Source organism: Deefgea rivuli DSM 18356, from assembly GCF_000620145.1.
GTDB classification, from domain to species: Bacteria; Pseudomonadota; Gammaproteobacteria; order Burkholderiales; family Chitinibacteraceae; genus Deefgea; species Deefgea rivuli.
Map to the genome: position 1 here is coordinate 131,152 of NZ_KK211084.1, position 18,026 is coordinate 149,177.

12 protein-coding genes are annotated in these 18,026 nt (G+C 51.9%); 7 read left to right on the forward strand and 5 right to left on the reverse strand.

Translation table 11 applies throughout. The annotated features are described in order from the left end of the window. Positions 1-116: 116 nt before the first annotated feature. From Q320_RS0117570 to Q320_RS0117605, 7 genes are all read left to right on the forward strand, one after another. Positions 117-857 carry a gamma-glutamyl-gamma-aminobutyrate hydrolase family protein gene (locus tag Q320_RS0117570; protein WP_035854218.1) on the forward strand — a complete coding sequence of 247 codons (741 nt, stop codon included), beginning with the start codon at positions 117-119 and terminating at the stop codon, positions 855-857. A gap of 192 nt (positions 858-1,049) precedes the next feature. Continuing rightward, the gene (locus Q320_RS0117575; protein ID WP_027470088.1) at positions 1,050-2,378 is read left to right on the forward strand and encodes a glutamine synthetase family protein; all 1,329 of its coding nucleotides are present in this window, start codon (positions 1,050-1,052) and stop codon (positions 2,376-2,378) included. A gap of 82 nt (positions 2,379-2,460) precedes the next feature. Continuing rightward, on the forward strand, positions 2,461-2,895 hold the full coding sequence (locus Q320_RS0117585; protein ID WP_027470089.1) for a L,D-transpeptidase Cds6 family protein: 435 nt from the start codon (positions 2,461-2,463) through the stop codon (positions 2,893-2,895). Between the two features lie 65 nt (positions 2,896-2,960). Next, positions 2,961-4,241, forward strand: a complete 1,281-nt coding sequence (locus tag Q320_RS0117590; protein ID WP_027470090.1) for an NAD(P)/FAD-dependent oxidoreductase — start codon at positions 2,961-2,963, stop codon at positions 4,239-4,241. A 579-nt stretch (positions 4,242-4,820) separates the two neighbouring features. Further along, the gene (locus tag Q320_RS0117595; RefSeq protein ID WP_027470091.1) at positions 4,821-5,885 is read left to right on the forward strand and encodes a type II asparaginase; all 1,065 of its coding nucleotides are present in this window, start codon (positions 4,821-4,823) and stop codon (positions 5,883-5,885) included. Between the two features lie 275 nt (positions 5,886-6,160). Continuing rightward, the gene (locus Q320_RS0117600; RefSeq protein ID WP_027470092.1) at positions 6,161-6,736 is read left to right on the forward strand and encodes a YbhB/YbcL family Raf kinase inhibitor-like protein; all 576 of its coding nucleotides are present in this window, start codon (positions 6,161-6,163) and stop codon (positions 6,734-6,736) included. 484 nt (positions 6,737-7,220) lie between these two features. Then, complete coding sequence (locus Q320_RS0117605) at positions 7,221-8,018, forward strand: helix-turn-helix transcriptional regulator (RefSeq protein ID WP_027470093.1); 798 nt, start codon at positions 7,221-7,223, stop codon at positions 8,016-8,018. Between the two features lie 98 nt (positions 8,019-8,116). Here the strand turns inward: Q320_RS0117605 and Q320_RS0117610 are convergent, their stop codons facing one another. From Q320_RS0117610 to Q320_RS0117630, 5 genes are all read right to left on the reverse strand, one after another. Further along, positions 8,117-9,130: a hypothetical protein gene (locus Q320_RS0117610; protein ID WP_156939106.1), complete on the reverse strand. Its 1,014-nt coding sequence runs from the start codon at positions 9,128-9,130 to the stop codon at positions 8,117-8,119. 86 nt (positions 9,131-9,216) lie between these two features. Next, positions 9,217-14,886 carry an alpha-2-macroglobulin family protein gene (locus Q320_RS0117615; protein WP_027470095.1) on the reverse strand — a complete coding sequence of 1,890 codons (5,670 nt, stop codon included), beginning with the start codon at positions 14,884-14,886 and terminating at the stop codon, positions 9,217-9,219. 272 nt (positions 14,887-15,158) lie between these two features. Next, complete coding sequence (locus Q320_RS0117620) at positions 15,159-15,668, reverse strand: glycine cleavage system transcriptional repressor (protein WP_027470096.1); 510 nt, start codon at positions 15,666-15,668, stop codon at positions 15,159-15,161. Positions 15,669-16,045: 377 nt separating this feature from the next. After that, positions 16,046-16,888 (reverse strand): S-formylglutathione hydrolase, encoded by an 843-nt coding sequence (gene fghA / locus Q320_RS0117625; protein ID WP_027470097.1) that lies wholly within the window; start codon positions 16,886-16,888, stop codon positions 16,046-16,048. A 15-nt stretch (positions 16,889-16,903) separates the two neighbouring features. Then, positions 16,904-18,019, reverse strand: a complete 1,116-nt coding sequence (locus Q320_RS0117630; RefSeq protein WP_027470098.1) for an S-(hydroxymethyl)glutathione dehydrogenase/class III alcohol dehydrogenase — start codon at positions 18,017-18,019, stop codon at positions 16,904-16,906. Positions 18,020-18,026 lie beyond the last annotated feature (7 nt).

The following is an 18,026-nucleotide window of genomic DNA, read 5'->3' on the forward strand; positions in this document are numbered from 1 at the left end:
TTGCCATTCTTATAAAAGAGTTCGAATGGCATTTTTATACCCTCAGCCCCAGAATAAAGCCTTTTTATGATTTGTCATTTCTAATGATTCATCAGCAGCGCACACGAAGGATTGCTATGGCTTTACCCCTCATTGGAATTGTATGTTGCCGTAGTTTAGAAAGCGGGCATTTTCATCATTGGGTTGGTGAGAAATACATCGCCGCAATCCAAGCGGCTGGCGGCTTTCCCTTATTGATTCCAGCGCTCGGCGCTACGCATCATGCACAAATTTTAAGCCGCGTAAACGGCCTACTTTTTACCGGCAGTATGAGTAATATTGAGCCACACCATTACGGTGCCAGCACCTTAGACAATGATTTTAACGACCCTGCACGCGATGCAACAACGCTCCCCCTCATCTACCAAGCCATTGCTGCAGGTATTCCAGTGCTAGGCATTTGTCGTGGTGCGCAAGAAATGAATGTCGCCTTTGGCGGCACGCTGCATCAACAAATTCAAATTCAAAATAATATGCTCGATCACCGCGAGCCAGAAGGCGATTTGCCGACCATGTATGGGTTAGCACATGAAATCACCTTGCAATCTAATGGACTACTGCGCCAACTCTACGGCCAAGATCATGCAATGGTGAATTCATTGCACCAGCAAGGCGTAAAGCAGCTCGGTAAGGGATTAATCTCTGAGGCCACCGCGCCCGATGGCTTGATCGAAGCGTTCCGCGTGGCCGATGCGCCCACCTTTAACCTCGCCGTGCAATGGCATCCTGAATGGCAATATCAAGACAACCCGCTGTCGCTGGCGATTTTTAACGCCTTTGGCGCAGCGTGTTTGGCGCATTACGAGAAAAACCGCTAGTCCACGAAAGACACGAAAAAAACACACCAGTTAAGTACTCACAAATAACAAATTAGCACTCGCGAGCACGCCCACGAAACTAAAAAAAACAACTCAATTGAAATACCATCCACGACAAAAACTTCAATCTTTCGTTCGTGCTTTTCGTGTTTTTCGTGGACTAGGAATTAAGTCTGTAAGACAGGAGCAAATATGAGCCTTATTAGCGAATGGCTGCGCGAGCGCAGAATTACCGAAGTCGAATGCGTGACGCCTGATTTCACTGGCATCGCGCGCGGCAAAATTGTGCCGCGTGAAAAATTCAATGAAGACGACGGCATGCGCTTGCCGCAAGTGGTGCTGGTGCAAACCGTGACGGGCGAATACGCCGAAAACATCACGCCCGCCACCGATCCCGATATGGTACTGATCCCCGACCCGAATACGATACGCCTAGTTCCGTGGGCGAAAGATCCGGTTGCGCAAGTAATCCACGATTGCTTTCATTTTGACGGCACGCCAGTTGAGCTATCACCACGCTATGTGCTGCGCCGCGTACTCAAGCTCTACGAAGATCGCGGCTGGGAGCCAGTCGTCGCGCCAGAAATGGAGTTTTATCTGGTGGATATTAACCGCGATCCTGATTTACCACTGCAACCACCGCTAGGCAGAACGGGTCGTCCCGAAACGGGGCGCAAAGCGTATTCAATCGACGCAGTGAACGAATATGACGACCTGTTTGAAGACGTTTACGACTATTGCGACGCGCAAGGTTTGCAAATTGATACGCTGATTCACGAAGTCGGCGCTTGCCAAATGGAGATTAATTTCCTGCATGGCAATGCGCTGGAACTGGCCGATCAGATTTTCTTATTTAAGCGCACCGTGCGCGAAGCAGCGATCCGCCATCAAATGTACGCCACTTTTATGGCCAAGCCGATGGAAAACGAGCCAGGCTCCGCGATGCATATTCATATGAGCGTGGTCGATAAAATCAGCGGCAAAAACGTATTTTCCAATGACGATGGCAGCCCGAGCGTCGAGTTTTATCAATCCATCGCTGGCATGCAAAAATACTTCCCGGCGGTGATTTCGCTGTTTGCGCCGTTCGTGAATAGCTACCGCCGCCTAACTCGCTATTACGCCGCGCCGATCAATGTGCAATGGGGCTTTGATAATCGCACTTGCGGCATCCGCATTCCGTATTCCACGCCTGCCGCGCGCCGCATCGAAAACCGCGTTCCCGGCGTCGATTGCAATCCCTATCTGGCGCTGGCCGCCACGCTCGCCTGCGGCTATTTAGGCATTGTTGAAAACTTGAGTCCTTCAGAGCCACTCACTGGCGACGCCTACAGCCTGCCCTTTGCGTTCGAACGTGGTCTCGAAGGCGCAATAACTGCATTAGCCGACTGCAAACCGATTGGCGACGTACTGGGAGAAAAATTTATCCAAGCCTATTGCGCTGTGAAGCAATCAGAATACGTGGAGTACGCCAAAGTGATTAGCCCGTGGGAGCGAAAGCACTTGTTATTACATGTTTAATCAGGAAATTAAGTACATACGGTGACAAGCAGCACCCGCAAAATCTGGCAAAGTCGCTCCTTTTTTGAATTTGGCCAAGACCATGCTGCGGCGATTCCTGCTTTCGCTTTTAATACTCGTCATCGCAAACCCAATTTGGGCGCTAGACACAGCCCCGCCGCGCTCAAAAAACGAACAAGCCATTCATGCGATGGTGAAAGACTGGGCACAGGCTTGGCAGAATCAAAACATTGCCGCATATTTGAATTTTTACTCACCCGAATTTGCACCTGCAAATGGCTTGAGTCTGGCGCAATGGCAACAGCAAAGAACGGCGCGGATTACCGAGCCACTATTTATCAAAACCGAAACCAGTGCAATCCAAGTGAGCGATTTACACGGCGACTTTGCCCAAGTGCAATTTCAACAAAAATACACCGCAGCGCAATATCACGATACCGTCACCAAAACCCTACAACTCGAACGCCAGCGCGGGCTGTGGTTAATCGTGAAAGAAAGTAGTAGCCCGAGTAAATAAGGTGTATTGCCCGCTAAGCTATACGTGGCAATAGCTACAATGAAATACCTCAGTTTGGAGTTCAGATGCCCAAGCTTGCCCATGCCCCATCGTATTACGCCGCGAGCGCGCATTCGCAGCCCGCTCGCCCGCCACTCACTGCCGATATCCAAGTCGATGTCTGCATTATCGGCGCGGGCTATACCGGGCTTTCGGCGGGATTGCATTTGGTCGAAGCTGGATTCACTGTGGCGATTTTGGAAGCAGCGCAAGTCGGCTGGGGTGCGTCGGGGCGTAATGGCGGGCAAATTGTAAATTCCTATTCCCGCGATTTGGATGTAATCGAGCGGCAATACGGCGCAGACACCGCGCAAGCGCTGGGCGATATGGCGTTTGAAGGCAATCGGATTATTCGCGAACGTATTGCGAAGTATCAGATTGCATGCGATCTGAAAAATGGCGGTCTGTTTGCCGCACTCAATCCAAAACAAATGGGGCATCTGGCTGCACAAAAGCAACTCTGGGAGCGCTACGGACATACCCAGCTAGAATTACTTGATCAAACCGCGACAAGACTAGCCGTTGCCTCTGATCGCTATGTCGGTGGCCTGCTCGATCACAGCGGCGGACATATTCATCCTCTCAATCTGGCGCTCGGCGAAGCGGCGGCGTTTGAATCGCTCGGCGGCAAAATTTACGAGCAATCGCCAGTGACGCAGATCGTGCGTGGAAAAACTCCACAAGTTAAAACCGCCACGGGTTCGGTGCGCTGCGATTTTGTCATCGTCGCCTGCAACGCCTATATCGGCGATTTAGTGCCCGAACTCGCCGCTAAAACCATGCCTTGCGGCAGCCAAATCGTCGCCACCGAGCCATTGGGCGCATTAGCCAGCACTTTAATTCCCTCTGGATTTTGCGTCGAAGACTGCAATTTTCTGCTCGATTATTACCGCATCAGCGCCGATCAACGCCTACTCTACGGCGGCGGCGTCACTTACGGCGCGCGCGATTTGGCGCATATCGAGGCCGTTATCGTGCCGAATTTGCTGCAAACGTTCCCGCAGCTAGCCAATGTAAAAATTGATTACGCGTGGACCGGAAATTTTTCACTGACGCTGTCGCGCCTACCGCAAATGGGGCGACTCGGCGACAACATCTATTACTCACAAGGTTGCAGCGGCCACGGCGTAACGTACACGCATCTTGCTGGGCGACTCTTGGCTGAAGCAATCCGTGGCCAAAGCCAACGTTTCGACGCCTTCGCCCAACTACCACACCTGCCCTTCCCCGGCGGACGGCATTTTCGAGTGCCACTCACAGCCTTAGGCGCTTGGTATTACTCTCTACGAGATAAGATGGGTATATGACTCTATTCTTTGATAATAAATGCTTTCAACTACATACCCATAAGATGTAGGTGACCTTCAAACTTACTGTTGATGCTGTACCACAATGGTTGATCTGGGGCTTAAAGTCCCTTGTATCAAGCCGAGCGAGGAACAAGCGGGTCGGGGTTTTTGCGATCAATGTTTGAGGGCGGCCGATGCTTTTGTATTTGAGGCTGACCGAGTTTTGAGCGCAACCGACTCGATTGTCCGCAGCGAGGGAATCCGACGAAGTCGGACGCAGATACTAGGGCGGCCTTCTTTTGCTTACTTTTCTTGGCCGTTCAAGAAAAGTCAGTGCCGCGCGGCATGAGCGCGACCATGGTGAGTAGAAAGTTGATACTTCAAATCAAACAGTGCCATTTTTTTATCAAAAAAAAGAGCACTACAACAGCCATCATTTCAAGCACTAAATCCCCCCATACACCCTATCCCTATCGGTAATTCTCACAATACCAAGCCGCATTCATCAGGCCGATGATGGACTCTACGCTTTAATGATTCTTACGGCGAACTTGATGCGTATCAGCCCCGCAGTTCCATAACCAGTGGAGAAACACGATGTCACAGCGATTGAAAACCGGCCTTGCCCTCACCCTTCTATGCGGCACATTTACTGTACACGCGGCGGATCGTTTGCCCAATGTGGTCATCATGGCCACTGGCGGCACGATTGCTGGCGCGGGAGCGACGAGCACGACGACCGTTGGCTATACCGCAGCAAAAATTGGCGTCGAGAGATTGATTGAAGCTGTACCCGAATTAAAGAAAGTCGCCAATGTTTCTGGCGAGCAGGTGTTTCAAATTGCCAGTGAAAATATGAACAACGATTACTGGCTAAAACTCGCCAAGCGCGTCAATGAAGTACTGAAACAGCCCGATGTCGATGGCATTGTCATCACCCACGGCACCGACACCATCGAAGAAACCGCCTACTTTCTGAATTTGGTCGTGAAAAGTAAAAAGCCCGTCGTGATTGTCGGTGCAATGCGCCCCGCCACCGCGATTAGCGCCGATGGCCCGATTAATCTGTATAACGCCGTGGCCATCGCGGGCAGTAAAGCCGCCATCGGTCAGGGTGTTTTGGTGGCGCTAAACGATGAAATCCAAGGCGCGCGCGACGTCACCAAAACCAATACGATGACCACCAATACCTTCCGCTCGCCTGAATTAGGTAGCTTGGGTTATATCGTTTCGGGGCAGGCGCAGTTTTACCGTGCCAGCACGCGCAAACACACCAGCGAAACCGAATTTGACGTCAGCAAGCTCGATAGCCTGCCCGCTGTCAATATCGCCTTTGGCGCAGCCAACGCCAACACACTCGCGATTGACGCCTTTGCCGCCGCTGGCGATGTCGGGATTGTGTATGCAGGAACAGGCAATGGCAGCTTGTCGACACCAGTTCGTGCGCGTTTGACTGAATTGCGCCAGCAAGGAATACAAATCACCCGTTCATCGCGCATTAGCAACGGCCCAACGATACGCAATGGGGAAAATAATGACGACAAAACCGATTTCACTGTATCCGATACGCTATCACCACAAAAAGCCCGAATTCTGCTGATGCTGGCGCTGACTAAAACCAAAGACAGCAAAGAAATTCAACGGATGTTTTATACCTACTAACGGATGTTACGCGGCTCACGCAAAGGTCAAAACCGGAGTCCACGAAAGGCACGAAAAAACACGAACAAGGTTCTTGCTGATTTCCATTGGCCAAGACAACGTAGCACCAAGCTAATCAGCGGGATTCCGGCGAAAGCCGGAATCCCGCTGTAATGTCCAGAGTAAATACAAGCTCGTAGGATGGGTGGAGCGTTTCAGGCTAAAACTAGAGCGTTGCTGCACAATCATTTTCACTGCAATTTCGTATGATGGCGGCTCTTCCCAAGGAGCTCATCATGAAACTTGCATCTGTTATCCTCAGCGCCCTCATCCTATCGGCCACCGCCCATGCAGCCAGTTCAAGCAGTTCTGCCGATTTTCAATTGAGCAGCACCGATCTGAAAGCCAATGCAGCAATGTCTAAGCAACATGAATTTAGCGGCTTTGGTTGCACAGGCGACAACCTGTCGCCGCAATTGCAATGGGAAAATGCGCCAGCTGGCACGAAAAGCTTTGCGATCACCGTATATGATCCGGATGCACCAACGGGTAGCGGCTGGTGGCATTGGGGCGTAGCTAATATCCCCGCCGATGTGCAATCCATCGCTGCGGGCAGCGTGCCAGCGGGTGCAGTGGAAACGCGAACCGACTACGGCGCGCCCGGCTATGGCGGCTCTTGCCCACCGGCGGGCGATAAAGCACATCGCTATATCCACACCGTTTGGGCGCTCGATGTGGCAACTTTGCCCGTCGATGCCAATAGCAGCGGCGCGCTGCTAGGCTATATGCTCAATCAACACAAACTGGGCAAGGCGACGTTGACCACGACGTATCAACGGAAAAACACAGAAAAAGCTGCGGCCATTCATTGATCGCAGATGCAATTAATCGTGATTCGTGCAAAACCATCGCCGAGCATATTCAACGCAGTTGTTGAATATTGCGAAACTCATCCAACGCGGAGAATCAGTCGCATTTGAGAAATGCAGTCTTGCGCCTAAACAATGCTGATCGGACGTAAGCCTGCATGACAATGCCAAAATGAGCGCATCTATTTAATGGCTGCCCTTATTCACAGCGCAATGGTGGGTTACGGCCGTGATGTCATATTGCTAACACACGATCCGAGAACGGCCTAAGCCACCCTACAAAACCACAGGTATATTCTTGTAGGCATTTAAAATCAATCTCTATATGGAAATACCCTTAAAATATGAATACCTCGCTTACTAAGCTCGCATGTCGATTTGTTCAGTCGCGGCTTGGTAGAGACTCTAAGCACTGCGAAGCAAGTGCTCTTGGGATACTCCCGATGAAAAACACGTATTTTATTGCGGCATTTATTTCGAGCCATAAATGAATCAAAGCCCAACCCGCCATATCCAGCACAGCATCATCCTTGCCAAAACGGCGCAAAAACTACGCCAAGTGACGTGCTTGCAAGCCTGTTTGATGCGCGTTCGGCAGGGTGAAAAGCACATTTGGCTGGATGAAAAAATGCAGATTGCGCGCAGCAGCGATTTGATTCTCGCGCCTGCGGGTTTGACGATGACGCTAACTAACCAGCCCAATGCGCATGGCTACACCTGTGAAGTGTTGATTTTAGAGCCGCAGCTACTGCAACATTTTCGCGCCACCTATCCCGAGATCACGCAAGCCGTGATCCACGCCGAGCCGCAACTGTGCATCAAGCACAGCCCAATGATTGCTCAGCAATGGGATGAGGTTTTTAGCGCGATGAATCGCAATGAGCCGACCGCCTTGCTCCATCATCGCGCCGAAGGGCTTTTGCTCGCGTTGGCAATGGCTGGACACGGCGCGGCGCTGTTCATCGACCGTGCCGATTCGCTGATCCGCCGAGTTCAGCAATTACTCTTATTGCAAACCAGCAAGGAATGGACAGTCGATCAAGTGGCGCAGCAGCTACAAATGGGCGCATCGACATTGCGTCGGCAATTGGCCAATCAGGGCAGCTCGTTTCGCCAATTGCTCGATGAAGTGCGGCTGAACACCGCGCTGAGCATGATACAAACCACCAAGATGCCAATTGGCAGCATCGCCCAACACTGCGGCTACGCCTCTGCATCACGTTTTAGCGCGAGATTTACGCAGCAATTTGGCATTAAACCGCTGCAACTGCGGGCGACAATCTAAAATTATAGAATGACTTCCAGAATATTTATCTGGGTATCTGGTTAAGTGCATTAATTTTAAAGGCTCAGAGCCAAATACCTAAGCACTTCAGCAAGCGATTAACCACCTGCGCCGATACTTGCCTGACCTTCACTACGCAGCATCAATACTTTGCCATTACGTCGAATCAAGGTATCGGTCGTTTTAGATTTGATATTCATAATCGAACCGCCCACATCCAAGTTTGTACTGATTTCAACCTCTGCACTTTTTTGGTCAGGTGCGATTTTGATACTGTGAATTTCATAATCAGAATCGAGCTGTAACATGCCGCCCATTTTTTCACCTAAAGTATCAAAACTGACGTACAGATCTTTCAGACCATCGCAGGTATCCGCTTTGTTGGCTCCGCCCTCAGTGGCACTCCCTGCCAGATCGACAGTCGCACTACTTTGAAAATCATCAGCCATAAAGGTACATAACAATTCAGGATTTCTACTTAAAGAGGCCGCCTGATAGCTTGTGTAAAACGCATTGACTTGCTGCTCATTAATTTGCCTTCCCCCCACAAAAAACCACCAAGCACCAGCAATACACAGCACGGCGAGCAGCCCCAATTTAGCTGAACCAATGCGACTCCATAGTGAATCAGCATCCGCAGTCGATACCAATTGATGTTTTGGCTCGCGCCTAGCATCAATCACTGCCGTATTTTTCTCGAGCACTTCTTGTTTCTGTGCTGCCAAGCGGCGCGGCATATCGCAACCGCACGCAACACACAAAGTTCGCTTGGCCTGCTGCTTGGCGCAGTTAGGGCAAGCCATCGATTCAATCTCAAGCGCCTGATTAAGCGAATCAGGATTTATGATCGATTGTTGGATCGCTTGAGCTGTAATACTCGGCGAATTAATCTCAGCACGTACTTCAACGCCGGCCTTATTTAATAGCCCTAAATATTGGTCAAGCTGTGCCTGAGGAAGCTCTTTTTTTAACACCGTTGGCGCTTTCGCAATCAAATAAGCGGCCTTTTGATAATCAAGCTTCAATAATTGAGCCAGCGACTGAGTGGCGATTTCAGGTGCAATACCAGGTAAAAAATTCCCCGTTAGCGTTAGGCAAAACGTCTGACTCATCAGTAAATCCATCTTTAATCGTTATTCGGAAAGCATGCCAGCGGGCAATACGCTACTAAACATTGCCCGCTGATCATTGAGTTAAATCACTTCACCACCATCGCCGCATTCGGGCTGGCGCCGAATACATCGGGCGCGTACATCGCTTCGACTCGGCTTGGCGGTAGTTGGAAAGTGCCGGCGTTGTTGAGGCGCACCGTGTATTCGACCGAAAACTTGCCGCGTGGCACGTGGCTGTAATAGGCGCGGTAGCCGGCGAAGCGGCGTTCTTCAAAGTCTGGCCATGCCCAGCCTTCACGTTTTTCGCCTTGCGTTGCCATTGCCGAATCACGCCCTAGGCCGTTGCCTAAAATCGTCGCGCCTGCGGGGATTGGGTCGTCAACGACCACTTGCGTCATATCCGCTTGCGCGTCGATTTCCAAGGTTACGCGCACCACGTCGCCTCGGCTGTATTGGCCGGATACTTTTGGCTCAAGCGGCGTCAGCGTTTTTTTGATGCTGTAACCCGCCACTTGCGGCGCTTTGAGCGCTACAGCGGCGAGCGCTTGCACTGTTACCCACGGCGCGCCTGTGCCTTGTTGTGTGATGCTCAGGTTGCTGGTCTTCGCAGGCCACGGCAGCATGACGGGCGCAGGATCAGCTGTTCCCCACGTTGCCGATTTGCTGACGTCGCCCAGCACAGCTTTTGCTTGCCCAGTCGCAGGTATTGCCTCGAAAGTCTTGCTAAATGAGGCTACGGCGAGCGTACCCCATACATTGGCATTGGTCGTCCACCAGACGCCGCGCTGTTGACGGCCTAATAATCCAGTCAACATTTTCGGCACGTCGTCGCGCCAGTTGGGCAAATCACGTACCGCCAAAATCAGGCGAGCCGCATTCACGTCGCCGTTATTCATCAGCCACCACCAGTAATCGTCTTTTTCAGTCGAAAACACCATGCGCGTGCCTTGGTAAGTGAGGCGGCCACGCAGGATTTGCTCGGCTTCGGCCAAACGGGTGGCGCGATCTGGCAGTGTTGGTACACGTTGCAATAGCGACAACCAATCGACCAGCATCGCCGTCGTCCACGTTTGTGGCTGGATATTCAGTACTGCCAACTGGCGCGGCGCAAGACGGCCATAGCGTGCCATTGCATCAAATGCAGCCAAATAACGCGCATCCAAATCGGGGCGCGGCGACCAGAAATCGCGTTTAATCCGGCCCTCAACAAAGAGCGTCAGGCCTTTGAGCATCGCATCACGCGATGCATCGGGGATTGCGTAGCCCGCTTCATGCGCTGCGCTCAGGATATACGCCGTGAGGCTATCGTAGCCCTTAGCGCCGCTACCTTCGCGTGGCGGGTAATACATCGCCAAACCATCGGAATCCAAATACAGCGGCAATTCCTGCATGATTTTGTCCCAACGGGTTTTGTCTTGCAGACCCATCGCAACCGAGGTCTTTTGCTCTAAACACACATAGGGATATTTCAAAAACCACTCGCGCACCGCAGGCATATCGCGCGTCAATTTGGCTTGAAATTGCAGATTCACGCCGCCGCGCCCCGCTTGCGCATTTGGCGGCAGAGCGACTGGCATCGTCACTGGCGCATCAAGGCGACGCAGCGATGCTTGCTGCACTGTGACCGGGATCGCAGACTCGACTTGCTGGCTATTCGCCAATTTATCAACGGCTTTTTCACCGCCCTGCTCAGCTGCGGAAAGGACCCAATCGAGTTTGCTAATACCCATCGGCACATTAACCGACCAAGCGATCTCACGTGCTTCACCTGCGCCGATGTCGACCGTTTGTGGTGGCAAATCCAAACCCGTCGCTTGTGCGCTGGCAATCACTTTCATCGCACGGCTACTGCCATTACGCAGCGTTGCCATCGCCGCAAACTGATCGCCCTCGCGTACCAACGGCGGCAAACCCGCGCTGATTTGCAAATCTTGCGTCACCGCAATCGATGTACTGCCAGTACCAAATTGCCCCGCGCCCACTTCGGCGACGGCGACGAGTTTAAATTTGGTCAACGCATCATTGAGCGGCACGGCGATGGTTGCGCTGCCGTTGGCATCGAGAATCAACTTCGGTTGCCAAACCAAGAGCGTATCGAGCAATTCACGCGTTGGCGCAACGCCACCGCCACCGCCCGGCGGCAAGGCTTTGCGGCCAAAATGGCGCTTACCGATGACTTCCTGCTGCGCCGTCGCCGTTTCAACGCCGTAAGCGCGTTGCTGCAACATGGCATCCAACAGATTCCATGAGGTATTGGGCTGTAGCTCAAGTAGAGACTCGTCTACAGCGGCAAACATCACCTCAGTACCTGCTGGCGCAGGTTTGCCATCGGGCAGTTTCACTTGCACTTTGACTTGCGCAGTTTTGCGAATACCGTACACCGCCTTGTCGGCAGTAACGCTCACTTGCAATTTATGCGCGGCTTCGCCGACTTTGATTTGCGCTAAGCCGTATTTAAACGCCGGTTTGGATAAATCGACCATCGCGGTTGGCGCTTGGAAATCGCCGCCTTCATTCCAATACGCATCCCACCATGCGCTTGGCGCTTTCCAGCCCCAGGTAAAAAAGGAATACCACGGCACATCCAGCACGCGGCCACGCACGGCCAACACCGACACATACACATTCGGTGCCCAGCTCGATGCAATCGGCAATTCAAACGTCGGATTTTTGCCCGACAATTCAATGACTTTGGTTTCAATCACGCCTTCGCGCTCAATCGCTACCCATGCGGTTGCTTTACGGAACGGCATCCGCACTTGGAATACCGCGGTTTCGCCGGGTTGATACGTCGGTTTTTCTGGTACTACATCGATACGATCATGGTTTTCGCCATCAAACCACATTTCATTTTGGCGGCTCACCCACACCGATTGCGCAGCGCTCACTTTGCGTTTGTCGGCATCACTCGTTTGCGCAATCAGCTCAATGCGGCCTTCTTCTTTGAGTTCCACATCGCAAAAGACCAAACCGCGTGCATCGCTTTTACCGCTACACACCTCGCCCAAATCATCAGTTTTTTCTTCGCTTTCATAGGCATAAAATCCGCCGACCAAGCGCTTGCGACTGGATAAATAAGTGTGGCGCACCGCGCGCACGCTCACTTCACGGCCAGCAACGGGCTTGCCCTTGGTATCGACCACCACCGCTTTCATCGCCACCGATTTACCAACGGAAGCCCAATCCTCTACTTGCAAGCCAATTTGCACCGCCGCTGGCCACAAAGTCAGCGTGCGCGAAATCGTTTGTACTTCACCATTTGGATCGGTATACGTGGCCTCAGCGACCAAATCGGTCGGCTTAGCTAGCTGCGGTAAATTCGGAATATTGATCTTGGCTGCGCCATTGGCATCCAAGACGGTGGTGGATTTATTCAGCACCACTTTGCCATCGAGCGACGGTGTTTTGACATCGTTCGAGGTTTCAGGCGCAGAAAAACTAAAGCCATCAAAACCGTCTGGGCGACCATACCGTTCGCGCAACATCGCGCTGACGCTGACGGGCAAAGCTTTAGCAGCGCCGCCATTGCCGTAAGACATCGCAATCGACAAAGCCAAATCCTTGGGAGCAACCGCCATTTTGTCATTCATACTAATTTGCCCGCGCATCACAGGCAGGCGGAATTCTTCTACACGGAATGTGCCGGTATACAGCGTTACGCCATCCTGATCATAGCCTGCGTCCTCATCCTCCCCAGAGGTATTGCGAATGCCTTTCTTGCTGAGTTTCAATGAATACGCGCCGAGCTTGGCATTGGCCGGAATCGCAAACGTCGATTCGGCATAGCGCCCATTGCGCCACGTCAGCGGGAATTTGAATTCTTGACCGCTGCCATCGTGCGTAATCGTCAGCTCGACAGGTAGCTGGCCAGCCTTAGGCAGCGCAAAGCCTTTGGAATTTTCGACGCGAATCACATGCTTCATCGATACGGTTTCGCCAGCGCGGAATAAAGTCCGGTCGAACACTGTATGCGCACGCAGCGCAGGCTGATCGCTGTAAATCGTTTGCACTGGGAAACGCCAGCTTTCTATGCCCTGATTCCACGTCGAACGCACAAACGACACGTCTTCAAGGCCTTTGGCGTCGACCTTGCGAGCGGTCACAAAGAAACCGCTCAAGCGGCGACCCGAGCATGATTTTTCTGTCAGCACTTGTGGAATTAGCGCCGCGCCATTGCTGCCCGTTTTACCCTGCCACAGCATTTCAGCGGCACAGTTGTAAACGGCAATTTTGGCGTCCGCAACGGGTTTGCCCTTATCCAACGTCGTCACCCATACGGCTGCGTTTTCTTTACTGTGCTTAAAATGCACCGCCAAATTAGTCACCAGCGCGGCTGTACGCACATACATTGGTTTATTGCTGTCGAGCAGCGCCTTGCCGAGCACTTTGGATTCCAGCTCGATAATGTGCAGGCCGGGTGTTTTGAGTGGAATACCCACCACTTCAAACGGCCATTTTCCTTTCGCATCTGGCGCGCCGGGCAGTGTTAGATTGACTGCTGATTTTTCATTTTTTAATAAGCTAAGGCGGCGGGTTTGTACGTCTTGGCCTTTCACATTAATCGTACTTTCGTGGTAATCCTCAATTTTGGCCAACCACGCCATCATCGCTTGATCATCTTTCAGCACCATTGCGCTACCGCCAATTTTGGCGGCTTTCAGCGGCACATCGGCTTCGATATGGCGCAAAGTCACGGGCAGGGCCGGATCGGCATTCAGCTCCAAAATCCCAAATGGAGCAGCGGCGAATTTAGCTAAGGGCGGATAGTCGGCAGTTTTGAATTTAAGTGGGAACGCATTGCCGTTTTTGAGTTCATCACTCAGCGCGCTCGGTAGCTTGATTTCAAACTCCGCTTCGGCGGTGAATGGGCCTTTAAAGCGCACGCTTTCAACCTCAGCCGAGCCATCCCCGTCATCCGCCGAGAAAAACGGCTTGGCTTCGCCATCTGGCGTTTTCAAACGAATTTTTTCCGCCGTACTACGGGGTATTGCTCTAGAGAAATTAAGCCTAAAGGGCTGAAAAGGGATACATCCTGATTTGGTATTTTGGCGTTCGCACGAGAAATTCGCCGTAAATTCAGGCTCTACAGTGAAATTGATCGTTTGTGGATCTCGGCTAGCAGAGCGGGAGTTAATCAACATCACTTGACTGCTCGCGGGCAAACGCTGCGCGCATTGCACCACATCCACTTGCGCGGCGATTTTTTGCAGGGACAGATGCTTGAGCAAGGTGGCTTTATCATCATTGCTGACGCGCTTCACCGGTAAACGCTCGGCTTGACCCGCGACTTGGCAGAATAATTGGCTGCTGGCTGGCGGATTACCGTTGTATTGCAAGACGAAAAATTGGTCTTCGGTAATTTGAGAGTTATTCGACGGCCAGGATTGCGTAATGACCGGCGCGCCGGTATTAAAACTAAATTTCGTTTTGCCGCTAATCGCCTCGCCATTTTGCGCTTTAAGGCTCGCCTTCACGCTAAACGTACACGTCGTCGCGGCTGGAAAATCACCAGAGAAATCCATTACCCAAGTTTTGTCATCGATCCAATGCGGATTGCCTTTCACCGGACACGCAATATCAAACGGTGCAGCCGCTGATAAATCGCCGAATTTAATCATCGGGCTAGAAAACGTCGCGCGCACTTGCTGCACTTTGACGACTTCATTTTGCGGGGAGAATTGACTGACGGTGGTGGCAAAGCTGGCCGGGATTGAGCTAGCAAGCACAATCGCCGTGAAAAGAGACTGGAGCGACATGACGTAAAACCTAGAATGGGCGCAATGGCGCTAATTTACTCCAAGCGCTGCGAAAGCCCAAATTAAGCTTGGTGAATTGTTATTTCCTGATTATTGTCTTTCTTTCAAAAACCGAAAATATGCAGTCTTAGAGTTGGCGTAGTCGACCTTGGCAGCAGTTCTTCTCACCATGGTCGCGCTCATGCCGTGCGGCACGGCATCAAAACCTAATCTGAACCGCGAGCAGCGCGGGCTGCGAACTTTAAGCGCAGCCCAACACCTGTGTTTTCCAATTAATCCGTCCATTCCACGATCAAATCATCGGCCAGCGCTTCCAGATCGCGGCGCACATGGCCTAAATCGACGCTCACAGGCGCAGAAAGCAGCGCTTGCGCATGAAACATCGTTTCGCCCGACATCGGTGCGCTATCTAGCCATGTTTCTAGCTTTTCGACGTTCACGCCAAAGCGCGCCAAAATCGTCGACACGTCTTTGACAATGCCGATTCGATCGTGCCCGACCAAGCTCAAGGCCACGCTTTGCGACGAAATATCTGATGCATCGGCCTGCTCAGCATCCAATACACCGCGCACATCCAAACCCGGCAAGCCTTGCAACGCGGCCAGAAGCGCTGCGCCATCACCATTCACCGCGACTTTCACAATCCCCGCAAATTGCCCGGCCAAACGCGAAAAGGACGACTCCAACCAATTACCCTGTTGCTGTGCAATCACCGCCGCCAATTGCTCCACCAAGCCCGGTTTATCCTGACCAATCACCGAAACAACCAAAATATTTTTCATTATTATTCCCCTTGCGATTAAGTAATTAAGCCAACTTTTATCTGAGTGCTTGGCGATCAAATTCACGACTTTGAGCTTAGCCGATTTCAGCGCCCAGCCTTTAATCTAATCGAAAGTCAGCGACGAATAATCCACATGCCTAGGCATAAATATCATCTACACAAGCTTAAATGCACTCGGCTAGATCGTCATATCAGCGCAAGCCAGTATCTACGAGAGAAGGTAAAATCAGCATTGCAGCTGGATTCCGGCCTTCGCCGGAATGACGAATTGATGATTTTTTGCCGCTTTTTGATTCATGTAGATACCGATACGCCTAGGCGAAAAAAAACCAACTTGCTAACAAGCTAGTTTTTTTAATTCATCATTCGTTTAAATCAGACCAAGGCCCCAGCATGATGGCGCAAATGGTTTTCGATAAAACTAGCGATGAAATAATAGCTATGGTCGTAGCCTGATTGCAGATTCAGCACCAGCGGATAATGTGCTGCACTGGCCGCCGCTTGCAACGCATCTGGGCGCAATTGATTGAGCAAGAAGCTATCCTGATCGCCTTGATCGATCAACATCGGCAATCGCTCGCTCGCTTTGGCGATCAATAGCGATGCGTCCCACTCTGGCCATGTACTGCGATCTTCGCCCAAATACCGCGAAAAGGCTTTTTCTCCCCAAGGCACGGCGACCGGATTGCAAATCGGCGCGAAAGCCGACACCGATTGATAGCGACCCGGATTGCGTAAAGCACACACCAGCGCGCCATGCCCGCCCATTGAATGCCCAAAAATTCCGCGTTGCGCCGAGTCCGTGAAATGGGCTTCTATCAAGGCTGGCAGCTCATGCACCACATAATCATGCATTTGATAATGCTGATTCCACGGTGCTTGCGTGGCGTTCAGATAAAAGCCCGCGCCCACACCAAAATCCCAAGCGCCATCAGGATCGCCCGGCACATTTGCGCCGCGTGGGCTGGTGTCAGGCGCAACCAAAATAAGCCCAAGCTCGGCGGCGATGCGTTGCGCACCGGCTTTTTGCACGAAATTTTCATCGGTGCACGTTAAACCCGATAACCAATACACAACAGGTAGCGACTTGTTGTGCTCCGCCTGTGGCGGCAAATACACCGAAAAATTCATCTCGCAATGCAGCACTTGCGATTGATGTTTAAAGCGCTGTTGCTGGCCGCCAAAGCATTTTTGACTACTGATTTGTTCTACATTCATCGCGCCACCCATCACTTAAAAATGAATCACAGTGCGGATGCTTTTGCCTTCGTGCATCAAATCAAACGCGGTATTGATCTCTTCCAGCGGCATCGTATGCGTAATAAACGAATCGAGCGGAATTTCGCCTGTTTGCGCTTTTTGCACGTAACTTGGCAATTCGGTACGACCGCGTACGCCGCCAAATGCCGAACCGCGCCACACGCGGCCTGTCACCAGTTGGAACGGGCGCGTGCTAATTTCTTGCCCCGCACCCGCCACACCGATAATCACCGATTCGCCCCAACCTTTATGGCAAGACTCCAGCGCGGCGCGCATCAATTGCACATTGCCAACGCACTCGAAAGAATAATCCACGCCGCCATCGGTCATTTCGACGATCACTTCTTGAATCGGCTTGCTGTGATCTTTGGGATTCACAAAATCGGTCGCACCCAGCTGCTTGGCGATTTCAAATTTGGCCGGGTTAATATCAATCGCAATAATCCGCGCCGCTTTAGCCATCGTAGCGCCAATAATCGCCGCCAAACCAATGCCGCCCATGCCGAAAATCGCCACGGTGCTGCCCTCTTCAACTTTCGCCGTATTCAGTACCGCGCCAATCCCAGTCGTCACGCCGCAACCGAGCAGACAGACTTTTTCCAGCGGAGCATCTTTAGGGATTTTGGCCAGCGAAATCTCAGGTAAAACGGTGTATTCAGAAAACGTCGAGCAGCCCATATAGTGATAAATCGGCTGGCCTTGATAAGAAAAACGCGTCGTACCATCGGGCATCACGCCCTTGCCCTGCGTGGCGCGCACCGCTTGGCATAGATTGGTTTTGCCTGATTTGCAGAATTTGCACTCACGGCATTCGGCGGTATACAGCGGAATCACATGATCGCCTACCGCGAGTGATGTAACGCCCTCACCCACCGCTTCGACAATCCCGCCACCTTCATGGCCGAGAATGCACGGAAAAACGCCTTCAGAATCTTCGCCAGACAGCGTATACGCATCGGTATGGCAAACGCCCGAAGCCACAATCCGCACTAAAACCTCGCCCGCTTTGGGCGGCTCTACATCGACTTCAACAATTTGCAAAGGTTGATTAGCAGCAAAGGCAACGGCAGCACGCGATTTGATGGTCATAGCGATT

What these genes read in the sequence shown, in the direction of transcription:
- Q320_RS0117630 (WP_027470098.1), bottom strand. Translation starts at nt 18,019, where the DNA reads ATGACCATCAAATCGCGTGCTGCCGTTGCCTTTGCTGCTAATCAACCT.
- fghA (WP_027470097.1), bottom strand. Translation starts at nt 16,888, where the DNA reads ATGAATGTAGAACAAATCAGTAGTCAAAAATGCTTTGGCGGCCAGCAA.
- Q320_RS0117620 (WP_027470096.1), bottom strand. Translation starts at nt 15,668, where the DNA reads ATGAAAAATATTTTGGTTGTTTCGGTGATTGGTCAGGATAAACCGGGC.
- Q320_RS0117615 (WP_027470095.1), bottom strand. Translation starts at nt 14,886, where the DNA reads ATGTCGCTCCAGTCTCTTTTCACGGCGATTGTGCTTGCTAGCTCAATC.
- Q320_RS0117610 (WP_156939106.1), bottom strand. Translation starts at nt 9,130, where the DNA reads ATGAGTCAGACGTTTTGCCTAACGCTAACGGGGAATTTTTTACCTGGT.
- Q320_RS0117590 (WP_027470090.1), top strand. Translation starts at nt 2,961, where the DNA reads ATGCCCAAGCTTGCCCATGCCCCATCGTATTACGCCGCGAGCGCGCAT.
- Q320_RS0117585 (WP_027470089.1), top strand. Translation starts at nt 2,461, where the DNA reads ATGCTGCGGCGATTCCTGCTTTCGCTTTTAATACTCGTCATCGCAAAC.
- Q320_RS0117595 (WP_027470091.1), top strand. Translation starts at nt 4,821, where the DNA reads ATGTCACAGCGATTGAAAACCGGCCTTGCCCTCACCCTTCTATGCGGC.
- Q320_RS0117600 (WP_027470092.1), top strand. Translation starts at nt 6,161, where the DNA reads ATGAAACTTGCATCTGTTATCCTCAGCGCCCTCATCCTATCGGCCACC.
- Q320_RS0117605 (WP_027470093.1), top strand. Translation starts at nt 7,221, where the DNA reads ATGAATCAAAGCCCAACCCGCCATATCCAGCACAGCATCATCCTTGCC.
- Q320_RS0117575 (WP_027470088.1), top strand. Translation starts at nt 1,050, where the DNA reads ATGAGCCTTATTAGCGAATGGCTGCGCGAGCGCAGAATTACCGAAGTC.
- Q320_RS0117570 (WP_035854218.1), top strand. Translation starts at nt 117, where the DNA reads ATGGCTTTACCCCTCATTGGAATTGTATGTTGCCGTAGTTTAGAAAGC.